Raw genomic sequence first — 14,899 nt, forward strand, 5'->3', positions numbered from 1 at the left:
TGAACTTGGTACGGAATCGACCAGCGGGTTTTAGAAAGTGCTGCTGAGCTTGCGGGTCACATCGGCCAAGGACTGGTCATTGCCAACGTTTCCGGCGAAGACGATGTAGGGGATACCAGCGGCGGGCCCATCAACAGGCTCCCAAAGAGAGACAATGCCCGGGAGCATCGGACCGCGCACAATTGCGTGGCGGATTTCCAATCCATGCGCGGCCACGTCAGAGGAAGTTATGCCACCCTTGGCAATGACAAAACGGGGAGGTGTAGCCTTCAACGTCCGGTTGACCACCTCAACGACAGCGGCTGAGACTGTGCGCGCAATCTTCAGGCTTGCTGCGGCTTCGTCCGTTTTAATCAGTAGACGGCTGGTATGCACAATCACGTCGCCACTAGCCAGTGCGGCACCAACTTGTTCCACGACGTCGTCCAGGTGAGTCCCGCCGTCGGCCTTCAACAGCTTTTTCACGTCAATTTCAATGATGCGTGCGGCGCTGTGCTGTTGCGTCAATGCCTTCAGCTGGCGGGTAGTGACACCAACATGAGAGCCAACAACTATGAGCCCACCAGCACTCTGGGTGGCAGGGGCGGGAGAGGAATAGATCTCCGAAGGTGTCAGTTCGGCGCGGATCTCCTGGCCAATGCGAGCCCGGACAAAAGGCGGACCAACACGATAAATGAGGTGTTTGCCTCGGCGTTCAGCCTCATCAAGTCCCAGAGCCAGCACGCGAAGATCATTTTCGCTCACGGCGTCTACAACAATAGGGCAGGAATCCTGCGCTGCCTCGATGGCGTCGGCAATTGCCATAGCGGCTTGGGCTGGCGTGCCAGTGCGTAATAGGGACAAGTCAACGGGGATCACGTTCGCAGCTCCAAAACGTCCCTGGGATTTTTCTTCCACATAAGCATCCAGTCGAGAGCTTGTGAAACCAAAGGTGGCGTCCTTGGCGAATTCAGTGTCGCCAACCGGTATCAGGGACCCGGCATCAGCTCGTGTGTAGTGGATGCCACCAATGGTGATCCGCCCGGCGTCGGGAAACGCTGGAACCATGACGACGCCGTCAACTTGCCCGGCACCCTCTGCCAGTAATGTCGCGGCGATGGTGTCCGGCTCGAGTGGATAGTGCCCGCGGAGAGTTGAATCGCTGCGGCTGACAAAGCCGAGTGTGACTCCCGCCTCGGTTGCCGCTTTTAGTGCGTTTCTGACGATCTGGGCGTTTCGGGCCGCCGCTTCACTAGGGTCCAAGCTGCGGGTGTTGGTCAGGATGTAGATGGCGTTGGCCCGGTGGCCGTCAATGAGGTGTGCGTAAGCCCAGCGGAAGTCCGCAATGTCCCAGTGTGTTAAAACGGGGAGGTTTGAGACTGACTGGGTGCCTGTCGGGTCATCGTCAAGGACTACTAGGACGCGACCGGATTCGATCACCTTCTGTGCCACTGTTGCGGCCGTCACTGGAACCTCGGAGGGAAAGTGGGATAGCAAATCGGATTCAAGAACCACGGGGCACCTCATCGTGAATTGTGTCTTTTGTAAGATGTCTGACATCTTGCATTTGAGTGTTATTGTGGCATATGGCACAAAGGGAGCGCAAATGCAGCAAATAGTTGTGCATGTTTCTCGGCAACAACACTGGTATTGCCCCGCCGAACCATACAATGGTCATCACAAATAAGCAGTAATCAAACTGGCAACGGAGGAGCATGGCACGCAAATCGCTGACGGGGGTTGTTGCCGATGACCTCCTTGACAGGATCGTGGCCGGCGAGTTTGCGCCTGGGTCAATAGTCCCGGGCGAGTTGGAACTTGGTGCTCAGCATGAGGTCAGCCGGATGACAGTGCGGGAGGCCATGAAAACTCTGGCCGCCCAGGGAATTCTTCGAGTTGAACGCGGCCGGGGCACATTCGTGAATCCTCTAGACCAATGGGGGTCACTTGAGGCTGTGCTGCGCGTGCTCTCTGAGGGTCGGAATGACGCAACGGCGGCCGTGCAGCTCATTGAGCTCAGACGCATGCTGGAAACTGGTGCATGTGAACTAGCTGCTGCACGGATTAGCGATGGGGATCTGGCGAAACTCCGGGCTCATATTGATGCCATGCGTAGAGCGCACAAGACTGGCAATGTTGCATTATTTGTTGACTCGGACTTGGCGTTTCATGACGTCATCTTGCACGCATCAGAGAATGTCTTTGTCGCAGTGCTTTTTGATCCGCTTCACAGGGTTTTGGAGAGCCGCCGGGAGGAAACCTCACGGGTACCGAAAATACAGTCAAACGCAATTGATATGCATGAAAAAATTCTTCATTCCCTTACCCTGCGGGAGCCCGAACGCGCCAGAATTGCCATGGATAATCACATGACACAAACGCTGAATGATTTGAAAGAGCACGTGCTCGGTCTGTCGTAGTTGGATTGCCCCGCAGGCACGGTCCTGCAGGCACGGATATGGATAGCCTGCAATCTAGATATAAGGGCTAAAGCAACAGGGGCGCTATTTCCGTCTACTAGAGTGGGAGCGTGACACGACAGGCCTGCAGTGCCGACCCGCTGAAACAATCTTCTAAAGAGGTGCCCGTAGGCCGCCTCTACTCTGGCATGCACTCTTCCGAACGAACAACAGAACGCTACGGGCGCCTCGTTGAAGCAGGAATAGAGATCTTTGGTACGGCAGGCTATTCAACAGCCAGGATCAAGACAATATGCCAGCGCGCGGGCCTGAGCGAACGTTATTTTTATGAGTCCTTTGACTCGCGCGAACAATTACTGACTGCTATCTATGACAATCTCTCTAGCACTTTGATGCGCGAGGTAGTCCTGGCCCTTGAGGTGCCGGGCATGGCACTCAAAGACGCAGTCAGGGCCGGCTTGGCAGTGGTAGTAAATTTCATGTTGGGGGACCCTCGCCATGCCAGAATCATTTTGGTGGAAATTGTGGGTGTTTCCTCTGAGCTTGAATCGAAACGCCATCATTCCCTCACTGAATTTGCCAAAATAACCATGCGTCAGCTGTTGCTGTTAGGTGGAATTGATCCAGCAGAGGCACAAAGGCCACTCACGGCCTGCGCCGAAGATGGGTTACTGGCCGAGGTCTTGGACTTTGCTCGACTCACGGCCATGTCAATAGTGGGCGGAGTGAACAATATGCTTTGTGATGCTCTGCTCTCCGAGACCACCGCCAACACGGAACGGATCACTGAGGTCGCATACCAGCTGACTTACAACGCCTCAACTGGCGTCAGAACGCTCGCTGCTCAAGGCGAACCGGCCGGGCTGGTCTAGTCGCAGGACTGCCCGCAACAGTTGGTGGGCCGCTGACATGGTGGCAGGATAGTGACATGTCACTCCCTCAACTGTTTGCCGCGTATTGGTGGTTGCTCTTTCCCTTGGCAGGGCTGATAGGCGCAGGCTTCAAGGGCTTGTTAGCCTCCCGGGAGCGCCAACACCAAAACAACATTGAAATGTACAAGCTCCAGCACCCCGTGCCGGATGGCGTAGCGCATCCAACGAGCAGCCAGCCTCCTTCCGAGCAGCAGCCGCAGGACCGAGGTTACTCTGAGGCCGACGTCGCCAAAGTTAGGGATGAGCACGACGCCGTCAACCGACGCTGGCTGGACTATGAGCTTGACGTCGGGAAACTGATTGACTTTCCTATGATGAGTGACGTCCGTGAACCTTTGACAGTTGCTTTCCTCCGGGCAAAACGGGATGCTGATGGACTGCGCCCTTTGAACGGCACCGAGATTACTGCCAAAAGCCGGTGGGATGACTACCGCAATTCCGTCAATGCTTATGCGGTTGCGTTCGAAGTTGCTGAAAAGGAGGCGCACAGAATCAAGGATTCAGCGTTCAGCCAAGAAGAGCGGCACCGCCTGGGTACAGCACGGAAACTCGTCAAAATCGCAGAAAATGAGGGGGCAACCCCCGCTGAGCGGCAAACAGCGTACAAGAGGGCCCGCAAAGAACTCGATGGTTTGATAGTTCTTCCCGATGTAACCATCGCCGCTCTGGAGCAAAAAGTGGCGCGTATGCTGGACGGCGCCTAATAAACAAATCTTCAGCATTTCCTCGCAGCTAGAAGATGTAAGCTGAAAATTATTCTAAGGACGCAAGATGCAACGGACAACTGTTATTACCGGCGCAAGCGATGGAATCGGTGCTGCGGCAGCAAAAATGCTCGCATACCCAGGGCATACCTTGGTGGTGGTTGGGCGTTCAGAGGAAAAAACCAAAGCCATTGCTCAAGAGCTAGACGCTGACTATTTCCTTGCGGACTTCGCCGACCTGGCCCAAGTGCGGGCACTTTCTGCGGACTTGGCACACAGGTACCCGCGTATTGATGTGCTTGCCAACAATGCTGGCGGCGTCATGGGTCAACGCGAAATGACAGTTGACGGGCATGAAAAAACATTTCAGGTGAACCACCTGGCCCCGTTCTTACTTACTACGTTATTGATAGACCAACTGGTGAAGAGCAGAGCAACGATTATTAACACCTCGAGTGCTGCTAATAAAATTATGGCTAAGTTCAATATTGATGATCTTGACGCCCAGCAGCATTACACACCCAATTCAGCCTATGGAAATGCAAAACTAGCTAATATTCTATTCACCAAGGAACTAAACCGACGGTACGGCGATCATGGTGTGAACGCTGCTGCTTTCCACCCGGGAATGGTGGGGACCAACTTTTCGTCTGAGTCAGCGGGCTCCTTGCGGATGATTTACAGCTTGTTTGGCCGGAGATTTATGCTTTCACCTCCGCAAGGAGCAGACACGCTAGTCTGGCTGGCTACTACACAGCCGGGCACAGACTGGGAGCCTGGGGAATACTATGTTCGACGGAAACCTGCCAAGGCCAATAAGCTAGCCGAGGATCCGCATCTTGCTCAGCAGCTATGGGACACCAGCGCAGCAATGGTGCGCCAGGGCTGAGGATTTGCCGCGACGTTCAAACAGGTAGGCGCCCGCCCGTGTAGACACCTTCGTGAAGCTGCTCAACCAGCCATGGACTAAAGGCGAAAGGCGTAGCTGTTGCGGCTTCTTCAACGTCAACAACAGCTGCCCAAGCCCAGTCGCACACTTCCTCAGGGTTGGGTGAAATTTGGCCTTCGCCAGCATAGACGGCCGTGTAAACGGGGCATACTTCGTTTTCCACGATCCCGGAAGCATCAGTGGCCCGGTACCGGAAGCCGGGAAGGGCTGGTTGAATGTTCTTCACTGTAATGTTCAGCTCCACCGCTGCGCGCCGGATAATTGCCTCCTCGAAGGTTTCACCGGGTGCTGGATGACCGCAGAAAGAATTTGTCCAGACTCCTGCCCACGTCACTTTCGACAAGGCCCGCCGGGTCAGTAGCGTCCGGCCCTCGGCGTCAAAAAGGTGGCAGGAGAAGGCCAAATGTAAAGGCGTGTCAGGAGTGTGCACAAGGGCCTTGTTGGCTGTGCCTATTTCAGTACCATTGTCATCCAGCAACCTGACCAACTCAATTTTTTCATCCATAGCGGGCACAATTCCTTCCACTTTTTTCACGCTCAACAGGGCCGATACGTTTTTCGCACCTGGCGCGTAGCAGCGTGGTCCAGTGTAGCCGTCGGGAGCCGCTGGTGGCTCGAGCCAAGATCAGTCTATGGCTTGACTACGTTGTGCGAGACCACCTCATGGAGTTCCACGCCGCCGGAGCGTAGTTTCCAATAGTGCAGGCGCAGTGCCCCAGCAGTTCGTTGTTCCACATACAGCCTCATGCAGACGTCTTCCCCACGCATGGTTGGTTTGGCGTGGGCACCTTCATTGAGGCGAAGCACATGTGGTTCACGCTTGCGCAGCGCTCCTGTTCTCTCCGCCACCAGATCCACCACTGCCCGGAGAGTTTTGCTGCGCTGCTGCTCGGTGATGGCAAGCCACGAGGCCAGAAACTGCGGGTTGCAACTGTATGTTCCTAGCGGATGGGCGTCCTTCTCAGCAGGGGGAACACTCCTAGCCCATGCCTGCAATAAATCGTAAGTGAATTGGTCGGCAGGATCCGTAAACAGTGTCTCCGCTGCCATTTCAGTGCGCGAGGTTGCTGAACGCCGCTGCTGGCGAAGCTGCACCAGCGCAGTCTTGGTCCTAGCCAGCTCTTCCCGGATGGCCTCAATTTGGTGTTCGGCGGTGTCCAGGCGACGCGCCAATCCAGCAGAATCCCGGCGCTCATCTTCCAATTGGTCCTGCAATGCCCGTGCCACCTTGTCAGTGGCGCCTTGCTGTTTGGCCGCCGCCACAAGATCATCGATGGTGCGCCGTGCCGAAACCAGTTGCATCTGTGTGCTTTGCAGGGCCGTGCGGCGTTGGGCCGGGCTGAGCAGTGACTCTTTTTCGTCATGGTCGACGCCGGAAGAGCCAGTCTGCGAGGTGGCGTTCAGTCCGTCTGGGGTAGTGCCGGTAACGGCGGAACCTGCGGTGAAGATGCTCGTATAGGGTCTGTCGTAGTCAAGCCAGGCCGGGCCCCCATGAACCAGCGCCGGGGCTGGTACTGCCGTTTCGTCGTCGTCCACGTCAAGCATGGACAGACGCACGGCACCGTTCTCATATAAGACCCGCACCCGTACCACCTCACCCTCAGTCAGGAGGTCTTCGGCGGAGTCCAAATCATTGGATGAAATACTCTCGACTCCAATCCGGAAGTCGTTATTGGGCCACAGATGCACCAGGGCGAGTTCCGCGCACACCGAGTTGACCCGAGCAAGTGCCACATCACCATGCTTGTAGACGGACACCGGAGAGGGCCGGGGGAGCAGGAGTGAGTTGATGTCGAAAACGTGAGTCCCAGGGTTGTGGAGTCCCGTCAGCCGTTGACCCTTGTTCACGAGCCAGCTCACTGGCACTCCCGGCAGAAGGTCTTCACCGCGAATAACAGCCTGTTCCCCACCGGGAAGCACCTCCACCACAGCCCTGTCTGCGGCCGGAAAGCCCATGACCAAAGCCTCGGAAATAACTGAGACCGGCAGGGTGGCGGGGGCATTTGAGTACTCTGCTGCCAAGACTTCCAGCTCAAGGGCCTGGTACAGGGCAGCCACCTGGTCGCGGCGCCGGGGAACATGCGGCCGTGGTGTCCTGGTGGTCCACTGGTGTCCGTGGGGATACACACGGGCCCCGGTGCCAAATATGTGCATCAGTTCAGGTAACGCCCGTTCTAAGCGATGCGTCTCAACACCGTTGGCAACTTCAAACACTTGTGCTGCGCTTCCCACCTGCGCAGCAACCCGTGCAGCATCTATGCGCAGCACATCGGCATTGATATAGGAGATGACAACAACCGTGAAGGACCGCCGCGGATCCATCAAAATCTGGGCCAGAACGCTCCCATTCTCTCTGTGCACTGCATACGTCTGCGCCTCTGTGCCGTTCGGTGCAGCAGGTACGCCTGACGCCTCCGGGGCCTCCGGCACGGAGAGCTTGTTCCTGTTTTTCTGTGCAGGCATGAACTCTCCTTTCCGGTTGCCAATTTCCGGATAGTTCTAGTGACTTACCTTACATCCGGGGTGTACCTTCACGTAGAAGTGCCTCCATATTCTTGAAAATGTGTCAACAAGCGCATCGAGGGTTCCATTTGGCCGGATCAGTGTCGGTGCTCAGATGGCTTGGGGCAGATAACGCTTCTGTCACGTTTTTGCTGCTGCTAAACGGCAGCTTCCGCGTCATGGCAGCGAATCCATGATTGGCGATACTGCCGGGGGTTACCGAACAGTAGTCCTTTTGGATAGTCCGCACTTTTTGTTCGAGAAAGCCCGGTGTGAGCTGGGGTACATTTGCCTGACGACGTGTTGGTGAGATCACATTTCCCACTTCACGAAGAAACCGAACAAACCCCCGTTGCTAACAGATCGTCAACCACGGTCAGTGTGCCGGGCCAGCTTTTAAGGATGATTAAATGCCATTGCACCCACCCAAACAGCGGATGGCGCATCGTCACACTGATGCCGCATCTGCTGTGCTGTGGAGGCTGATCCCATGATCGGTTTCATAGCAAAACGGTTTATCAACTACGCGATCTTGTCAGCCATCGCTACGTTGAGTGCATATGTTTTGGCTAGCGTGATCCTGAACCCGGCCAGCAGGTACTTGGGACGAAACCCCCGGCCTTCCGATGAAACCATCAACGCGATTCTGGACAATCTGGGCGTCAACCCAAACACTCCTGTGATTGAGCGGCTCTGGGCATGGATCGTGAATCTAGTAGCCCATGGCTCACTCGGGGACACCATCCACAACACCTCTGTTATCAGTGAAATGACAGCACGAGCAGGCACCAGCCTCCGTTTGCTGATTCTTGGCACCATCATCGCCGCTATTGTGGGCGTGGCCATCGGTGTGTGGGGTGCTGTGCGCCAATACAAGTTCAGTGACCAGGCCATCTCCTACGCATCCTTTACTGTTCTTGCCACACCCTCATTTGTGTTGGGTATTTTGCTGATGATCGTGGCAACCATGCTGAACAACTTCCTGGGCTTGCAACTGATCAACTTCACGGGCGAATACACGGCAGGGCTGGATGGCGGTTTCTGGGTCCACTTCTGGGACCGTGCCGCTCACTTGCTGCTTCCCACCATTTCCTTGGCACTCTTGGGCGCGGCCGGGTATTCCAGATACCAGCGAAGCGCCATGTTGGACGTACTCGCTGCTGACTACATCCGTACAGCACGTTCCAAAGGGCGAACCCGCGGTTCTGCCCTGGTCCGGCACGGTGTCCGGGTGGCTCTGATTCCCATGTCAACATACTTTGCCTACTCCTTCGCCACCGTCCTGGCCGGTGCGGCTGTAACGGAGCTGGTCTTCAGCTGGCACGGCATGGGGGAGATGCTTGTCCAAGCAATCACCCAGAGTGATATCAATGCCTTTACCGGTGCCATTTTATTCAATGCCATCCTGATCCTGATCGCCGGCACACTTGCCGACATTGTGTACGCAGCCCTTGACCCGAGAGTGAGGGTGTAACCATGGCCATGCTTGAAGAAATCCCGGTCGCAGACACTGCGGCAGCCAACCCCGAAGTGCTCCATTCCAAAAAGCCCGTGTCCCGACTCCGCCTGGTGGTGTCCCGTCTGCGCAGCACGCCGCGCTTCTGGGTGGGCATCATTGGCCTGCTCACCATCATCTTGTGGGCCATTTTTGGGTTGGTTCCCAACGCGTGGAATGCCACCGATCTTGACGTTTACAACATGGGCTCCAGCCCAACAGGCCTGCACTGGTTTGGTACCAGTGACATTGGTGAAGACATTTACGCCCAAACGATTGTTGGCTTGCGCAAATCGCTCATCATCGGATTGCTGGTGGGCCCACTGGCGGCGATTGTTGCCGGTGTGGTGGGAGCCGTGGCCGGTTACCTTGGTGGCTGGTGGGACCGCGCAATTGTCTGGGTCATCGATTTGCTCCTGGTGTTGCCGAGTTTGTTCCTGTTCATCCTGCTCAGCCCCATCTTCAAGTCGCTGTCCTGGGTGGCGCTGATCTTCTTGCTCTCAGCTTTTGGCTGGATGATCATGGCTCGAGTGATCCGGGCACAGACCCGGTCCCTGCGTGATCGAGACTTCATTAAAGCGGCCCGCTTCATGGGTGTTGACACGTGGACCATCATCCGCAGGCACGTGTTGCCGAACGTGTCCTCGCTACTGATCATCGATGCAACGCTCGGCGTTGGTGGGGCAATTCTCAGTGAAACCACACTGAGCTTCTTTGGCTTCGGCATTCAGGCACCCGATGTTTCCTTGGGTACTTTGCTCTCTGCAGGCCAGGGTGCTGCCTCCACCCGTCCGTGGCTCTTCATCTTCCCAGCCGCCATTCTCGTATTTACGGTGCTCTCGGCCAGCCTTGTCGGCGATGCCTTGCGCGACGCCGTCGACCCAACCTCCGGAGTCAACCGTGACTGATAATTTGACCAAGAACGCCTCTCCAAACGTGAGCGCAGCGGTAACGCAAACCCGTGCACACACTGAACCAACGCCGTCGAACCCGTCCAAGCATCTCTTGGAAGTGCGGGATCTGAGTGTTACTTTCCCGCAGCCCAACGGTGCCGTCACAGCTGTACGTGGGGTGAACTACCACGTGGACAAGGGGGAATTCCTGGGTATTGTGGGCGAGTCAGGCTCCGGAAAGTCAGTGTCGTCGCTGGCCGTCATGGGGTTGCTGCCCTCGTCTGCGAAAGTCACCGGGGACATCCTTTTTGAGGGGAAATCGTTACTGGGCCGCAATGACAGGGAAATGTCCAAGCTGCGTGGCGATGGCATTTCTATTATTTTCCAGGATCCGTTATCCGCGCTGACCCCGGTTTACACGATCGGTTCGCAGATCGCGGAATCGTTGCAGCTTCACGACAGGAAGCTCTCCAAGCTTGCGGCCAATGTCCGTGCGGTGGAACTGCTCAAAGTGGTGGGCATTCCCAACCCGGAGCGCCGCGCCCAGGCATTCCCGCACGAGTTTTCCGGTGGCATGCGCCAACGCGCCATGATTGCCATTGCGATTGCCAACAATCCACGCCTCATCATTGCCGATGAACCCACCACCGCCTTGGATGTCACCATCCAGGCGCAGATCCTGGAAGTGCTGCAGAAAGCCAAGGACCTGACAGGGGCTGCGGTTGTGCTCATCACCCACGATTTGGGTGTTGTGGCCGGCAATGCGGACAGACTGGCCGTGATGTATGCCGGGCGAATCGTTGAAACCGGAACCGTTGATCAGGTGTTCCACGCACCCTCCATGCCCTACACCATTGGTTTGCTGCGCTCCATGCCCAATCTGGCCACGGCCGGGCACACCCGCTTGGTTCCGCTGGAAGGCCGCCCACCGCAGCTCAGCAATCTTGCACCCGGATGCCCCTTTGCACCGCGTTGCCCTGTGGCCATTGACGAATGCCGCACTACTGAACCACCACTAAACGTGATTGCTGATGATCCGCGGAACTCTTCGGCTTGTTTGCGGGTTGGCGAAATTGCCAGCGGTGCGCTGAACCGTGCTGAACTCTATCCCGTGCCTGAACCGGTGGCATTTGCTGAAAGGGCCGCGGTTGCCTCAGAAAGCGTGCTGGAAGTAGCTGCGCTTGAACGGCACTTCCCGCTGTCCAAGGGCTCGGTGTTCAAACGCACCATCGGCACCGTGCGGGCCGTCGATGGGGTCAACTTTGAGATCAAGTCCGGGCAAACGCTGGGCTTGGTGGGCGAGTCTGGCTGTGGCAAGTCAACAACCATCATGGAGATTCTGGAACTTACCGCGCCGCAGGCCGGGAAAGTCACCATCAATGGTCGTGACGTAGCCACGCTGTCGGGGAAGGAGCGCAAGGCGCTGCGCCGGGACATCCAAGTGGTGTTCCAGGACCCTATGGCGTCTTTGGATCCTCGGCTTCCTGTCCAAGACCTGGTGGGGGAGCCACTAAGCGTCCACGGGGTTCCCGCAAAGGAGCGCCTGAAAAAAGTTCGGGACGTCTTGGAGCTGGTGGGTCTTGATCCTTCGATGGCTTCTCGGTACCCACACGAATTTTCCGGCGGTCAGCGCCAACGCATCGGTATTGCCCGGGCCCTTGTCACCGACCCCAAGATTGTGGTCCTTGACGAGCCTGTGTCAGCCCTTGACGTCTCCATCCAGGCCGGTGTCATTAACTTACTGCAGGACTTGCAGGAGAAACTGGGACTCTCCTATTTGTTCGTGGCACACGACCTGGCGGTGGTGCGGCAGATCGCGGACACGGTTGCCGTCATGTATTTGGGACGGATCGTGGAAAGCGGAGCCTCGGAGCAGATCTTCGACAACCCCCAGCACCCTTACACGCGTGCCCTGCTGTCAGCAGTGCCCGTCCCGGACCCCACAGTGGAACGCAGCCGGAGCAGGATCATCCTCGAAGGGGACCTGCCGAGCCCCACGGAGGACATTACTGGTTGCAATTTCAGGACCAGGTGCCCGCTGTACAAGCTGATGGACGCGGCCGGCCAGCAACGTTGCCGAACCGAGGACCCGGCGCAACGTCACGTGGCAGGCAGCGAGATGGACGGCAGCCTAGTGGCATGCCACCACGCTGAGCACATTGAACTCATGACGCCCGGAAGGGTTTGAACTTGCGAACCTCATGATAACCGTCATGAAAAACCTCAAAGACTTACCGTAGCCAAAGTCTCCGCGGAACAAGACCTATGATCCGCCGGGGAACACCAATGGGAGGAAATAATGCAACAAATCAAGAAGATGATGGGCGCCGGAGTTCTAGCTCTGGCCCTCACAGTCACAGGCTGCAGTGCAGGCGGCGGTGGCGGTGACAGCAAGCCCAACGTGGACAGTAGCAAGGGCGCTGCTGAAACGGGGGCCTTGCCCACAACGGCTTGGACCGTGGCTGATTACGCTGATGTGAAAGATGGCGGATCGTTGACACTTGCCGTGGACCAGATGCCTGATAACTGGAACACGATGCAGGTGGACGGCAACGTCAAAGCCGGTAGCGAGGTGCTGGACCCCACAACGGGTGGCCCGGTTCGCAACACCGTCGATGGTGGCTGGGAACTGAACCCGGATTACGCCACGGAAGTTAAACTGGCCAGCGAAGATCCCCAGGTCGTTGAGATCAAGCTGAATCCGAAGGCAGTCTGGGAGGATGGCACTCCCATCACCTATAAGGACTACGACGCCACGATCAAGGCAAACAACGGCACCAACGCTGACTACCAGATTGTTGGCGACAACGTCTACAAGGACATCGAGTCGGTCACCAAAGAAGACTCGGATTTCAACTTCAAGATCACCTTCAAGAACAAGAACGCTGACTGGCCTTCCATTCTCGGCGGCAGCACCGCCGGTGCGGTGCAAACAGCTGTGCTTCCTGCCGCTGTTGCTTCCGACGTGAAGGCGTTCAACGAGGGTTACAAGTCAAAGCCCCTGCCATCAAGTGGTCCCTTCAAGGTGGATAAGGTAGACACCGCCGGTCAGGTAATCACTTTGCTCCCCAACGAGAAGTGGTGGGGTGAAAAGCCGAAGCTGGAGAAGATCATCATGAAGGTTGTTTCTCGTGATGCCCTCGCCCAGGCCTACGCCAACAAGGAACTGGATGCCTTTAGCATCGGCACCAACAAGAACAACTACGACACCGCCAAAAAGCGTGCCGACGGCGCCATCCAGCAGTCCGGCGGCCTGACCTGGAACCACGTGACCATGAATGGTTCCAAGGGACCACTGGCGGATGTGTTGGTTCGTCAGGCAGTGGCTCGCGCTGTTGACCGGGATACCATTTCCGCTAGCCGTCTGAGCCCCATCGGGGCACCGGTATCGAGCCAGAACAGCTACATCTACATGCCTGGCCAGAAGGGCTACACAGATAACGCCACGGCTGTTATTGGTTTTGATACAGCTAAGTCCGAAGAACTGCTGAAGGAAGCCGGCTACACCAAGGGTGCCGACGGTATCCAGGAAAAGGACGGCGCCAAGCTGGAAATCACGTACACTCTGGATGCCAACAACCCGGTATCAGAGCAGATTTTCAAGCAGCTTCAGGCCAACCTCAAAGTTGTGGGCATATCGCTGAAGAATGACACAGTTCCGGCTGATAAGTTCTTCGCGGACTACGTGCTGAAGTCCAACTTCGACATGACCGGCTTCGCATGGTCAGGGACCGCTTACCCGGTTGCCTCCTCGGAGTCGATCTTCTACCCGGTGGATGCCGGTCAGAATTTCACCGGCATCACAGATGAGAAGCTCGGTGAGATGTGGAGCGCGGCCAACGCAGAGCTGGACCCGGCCAAACGCATTGAACTGGCGAACAAGATCGACAAGACGATCTTTGATTACACCCCCGTGATCCCGATGACCCCTACCCCGAACACTTTGGGTGTCAAGACGGGCTTGGTCAACTACGGTGCGGCCCAGTTCGAATCAATTGACTGGACAACTGTGGGCTTCAAGTCCTAACTCACAACGCAGCATGAAGGCCCGGTCCGCTCTCCTTGAGCGGGCCGGGCCTTTCATTTCTGTTCTAGGCCAACTCTGTTCTAGATGAACGTGCTGAGAATGGCCAAAATTAGCACAATGACACCGGCGACGGCGGCCGGTACATTCCACTTACTAGTCATCTTTGGTTGTGCACCGGGCTGGTAGCCGGAGTGATCGGGGACGGAGGTTCCGGCGTCGTACTGCTGAAGGGGAGTGTGGGACTGCTCCCAGCTATCCCACGCGGCTTGCACCATCGCTTGAGTGTGGGGTAGGGACGCCATAGTGCGCACGCCTCCGGTCCCGGTGAGCATTTTAGGACCCAATTTGCCGGCTCCCGGAGCGCCCCAGCTAGAAATGCGCCCGGCGCTGGTGTCAAAGCTGACGGTTTGCATGACGCGCAGAGCGGTGAGTTCGCTGAACGGGACTTCGTGGTCGCGCAGAAGGTTGCGGATGGATAGGCCCTCAGGGTGAATCAGCAGCTGCGGGCGCCACAGCAAAATGAAGATGCCCCACGCCACGAAGAACAGCCACGGCATGAAATGCCAAATGGAAAGAGGGCTGCCTGTGAAGAGCAAATTCACCGCAAAGAAAGCACAAAACGCCCAGGCAACCGCAGCAAGGACGCGGGTCGGAGCGGAGTAGACGGTCACTGTACGCTGGCTTTTCGGGGCTATGTCCATGATCATTCAAGAATGCCAGACTTTGGCGCATCCCCAGCGCAGATTCGCTCCTACATGCTGTCCGGTTCCACCTGATCTTCCTTGGCGCGGCGTGCAGCGTGTTCGTTGATTTCCTCGATGTCAGGGGAAACCATCCCTGTATAGGCCTCGGTAAGCGGGTCACCCGCAGGGGCGCCGTTGATCAAGTCTTTGTCGTTGTCATCTGGATGCTTGCTCATGCCCATACCCTAGCTGTGGGCAGGAGCGTTCGCTAGAGTTCTCTGACTTTTGACTTTTGAGTTTTGCCTTCGGGCTCAG

At 56.8% G+C, this 14,899-nt stretch carries 13 protein-coding genes; 8 read left to right on the forward strand and 5 right to left on the reverse strand.

Annotated elements, in window-relative coordinates:
• Positions 1 to 30 precede the first annotated feature (30 nt).
• A complete protein-coding gene (locus AAFM46_RS03650; protein ID WP_343319629.1) occupies positions 31 to 1,494 on the reverse strand; it encodes a four-carbon acid sugar kinase family protein in 1,464 nt (487 codons plus the stop codon).
• A gap of 200 nt (positions 1,495 to 1,694) precedes the next feature.
• Between AAFM46_RS03650 and AAFM46_RS03655 the strand changes: the two genes are divergently transcribed.
• From AAFM46_RS03655 to AAFM46_RS03670, 4 genes are all read left to right on the forward strand, one after another.
• Complete coding sequence (locus AAFM46_RS03655) at positions 1,695 to 2,399, forward strand: FadR/GntR family transcriptional regulator (RefSeq protein WP_283530710.1); 705 nt, start codon at positions 1,695 to 1,697, stop codon at positions 2,397 to 2,399.
• 110 nt (positions 2,400 to 2,509) lie between these two features.
• Positions 2,510 to 3,271: a TetR/AcrR family transcriptional regulator gene (locus tag AAFM46_RS03660; protein WP_343319630.1), complete on the forward strand. Its 762-nt coding sequence runs from the start codon at positions 2,510 to 2,512 to the stop codon at positions 3,269 to 3,271.
• Positions 3,272 to 3,327: 56 nt separating this feature from the next.
• On the forward strand, positions 3,328 to 4,035 hold the full coding sequence (locus AAFM46_RS03665; RefSeq protein WP_343319632.1) for a hypothetical protein: 708 nt from the start codon (positions 3,328 to 3,330) through the stop codon (positions 4,033 to 4,035).
• A 67-nt stretch (positions 4,036 to 4,102) separates the two neighbouring features.
• On the forward strand, positions 4,103 to 4,924 hold the full coding sequence (locus AAFM46_RS03670) for an SDR family NAD(P)-dependent oxidoreductase (protein WP_343319633.1): 822 nt from the start codon (positions 4,103 to 4,105) through the stop codon (positions 4,922 to 4,924).
• Between the two features lie 16 nt (positions 4,925 to 4,940).
• Here the strand turns inward: AAFM46_RS03670 and idi are convergent, their stop codons facing one another.
• Positions 4,941 to 5,489: an isopentenyl-diphosphate Delta-isomerase gene (gene idi, locus AAFM46_RS03675; protein WP_343319634.1), complete on the reverse strand. Its 549-nt coding sequence runs from the start codon at positions 5,487 to 5,489 to the stop codon at positions 4,941 to 4,943.
• A 125-nt stretch (positions 5,490 to 5,614) separates the two neighbouring features.
• Positions 5,615 to 7,447 carry a hypothetical protein gene (locus AAFM46_RS03680; RefSeq protein WP_343319635.1) on the reverse strand — a complete coding sequence of 611 codons (1,833 nt, stop codon included), beginning with the start codon at positions 7,445 to 7,447 and terminating at the stop codon, positions 5,615 to 5,617.
• Between the two features lie 529 nt (positions 7,448 to 7,976).
• Here AAFM46_RS03680 and AAFM46_RS03685 point away from each other — a divergent pair.
• The 4 genes from AAFM46_RS03685 (at position 7,977) to AAFM46_RS03700 (ending at position 13,901) form a co-directional block, all read left to right on the forward strand.
• Positions 7,977 to 8,960 (forward strand): ABC transporter permease, encoded by a 984-nt coding sequence (locus tag AAFM46_RS03685; protein ID WP_343319636.1) that lies wholly within the window; start codon positions 7,977 to 7,979, stop codon positions 8,958 to 8,960.
• Between the two features lie 2 nt (positions 8,961 to 8,962).
• On the forward strand, positions 8,963 to 9,889 hold the full coding sequence (locus AAFM46_RS03690; protein ID WP_283530695.1) for an ABC transporter permease: 927 nt from the start codon (positions 8,963 to 8,965) through the stop codon (positions 9,887 to 9,889).
• Positions 9,890 to 9,992: 103 nt separating this feature from the next.
• Complete coding sequence (locus AAFM46_RS03695; RefSeq protein WP_343320344.1) at positions 9,993 to 12,062, forward strand: ABC transporter ATP-binding protein; 2,070 nt, start codon at positions 9,993 to 9,995, stop codon at positions 12,060 to 12,062.
• Positions 12,063 to 12,173: 111 nt separating this feature from the next.
• The gene (locus tag AAFM46_RS03700) at positions 12,174 to 13,901 is read left to right on the forward strand and encodes an ABC transporter family substrate-binding protein (protein WP_343319638.1); all 1,728 of its coding nucleotides are present in this window, start codon (positions 12,174 to 12,176) and stop codon (positions 13,899 to 13,901) included.
• A gap of 80 nt (positions 13,902 to 13,981) precedes the next feature.
• Here AAFM46_RS03700 and AAFM46_RS03705 read toward each other — a convergent pair whose 3' ends face one another.
• Entirely contained in the window at positions 13,982 to 14,602 is a 621-nt protein-coding gene (locus tag AAFM46_RS03705) for a PH domain-containing protein (RefSeq protein ID WP_343319639.1), read from the reverse strand.
• Between the two features lie 50 nt (positions 14,603 to 14,652).
• On the reverse strand, positions 14,653 to 14,820 hold the full coding sequence (locus AAFM46_RS03710) for a hypothetical protein (protein WP_343319640.1): 168 nt from the start codon (positions 14,818 to 14,820) through the stop codon (positions 14,653 to 14,655).
• Between the last annotated feature and the right edge of the window lie 79 nt (positions 14,821 to 14,899).

The organism is Arthrobacter sp. TMP15 (genome assembly GCF_039529835.1).
In the GTDB taxonomy this organism is placed as follows: domain Bacteria; phylum Actinomycetota; class Actinomycetes; order Actinomycetales; family Micrococcaceae; genus Specibacter.

Coding starts and splice junctions, on each gene's coding strand:
- AAFM46_RS03705 (WP_343319639.1), bottom strand. CDS start 14,602: ATGGACATAGCCCCGAAAAGCCAGCGTACAGTGACCGTCTACTCCGCT.
- AAFM46_RS03655 (WP_283530710.1), top strand. CDS start 1,695: ATGGCACGCAAATCGCTGACGGGGGTTGTTGCCGATGACCTCCTTGAC.
- AAFM46_RS03700 (WP_343319638.1), top strand. CDS start 12,174: ATGCAACAAATCAAGAAGATGATGGGCGCCGGAGTTCTAGCTCTGGCC.
- AAFM46_RS03710 (WP_343319640.1), bottom strand. CDS start 14,820: ATGAGCAAGCATCCAGATGACAACGACAAAGACTTGATCAACGGCGCC.
- AAFM46_RS03690 (WP_283530695.1), top strand. CDS start 8,963: ATGGCCATGCTTGAAGAAATCCCGGTCGCAGACACTGCGGCAGCCAAC.
- AAFM46_RS03670 (WP_343319633.1), top strand. CDS start 4,103: ATGCAACGGACAACTGTTATTACCGGCGCAAGCGATGGAATCGGTGCT.
- idi (WP_343319634.1), bottom strand. CDS start 5,489: ATGGATGAAAAAATTGAGTTGGTCAGGTTGCTGGATGACAATGGTACT.
- AAFM46_RS03685 (WP_343319636.1), top strand. CDS start 7,977: ATGATCGGTTTCATAGCAAAACGGTTTATCAACTACGCGATCTTGTCA.
- AAFM46_RS03665 (WP_343319632.1), top strand. CDS start 3,328: ATGTCACTCCCTCAACTGTTTGCCGCGTATTGGTGGTTGCTCTTTCCC.
- AAFM46_RS03680 (WP_343319635.1), bottom strand. CDS start 7,447: ATGCCTGCACAGAAAAACAGGAACAAGCTCTCCGTGCCGGAGGCCCCG.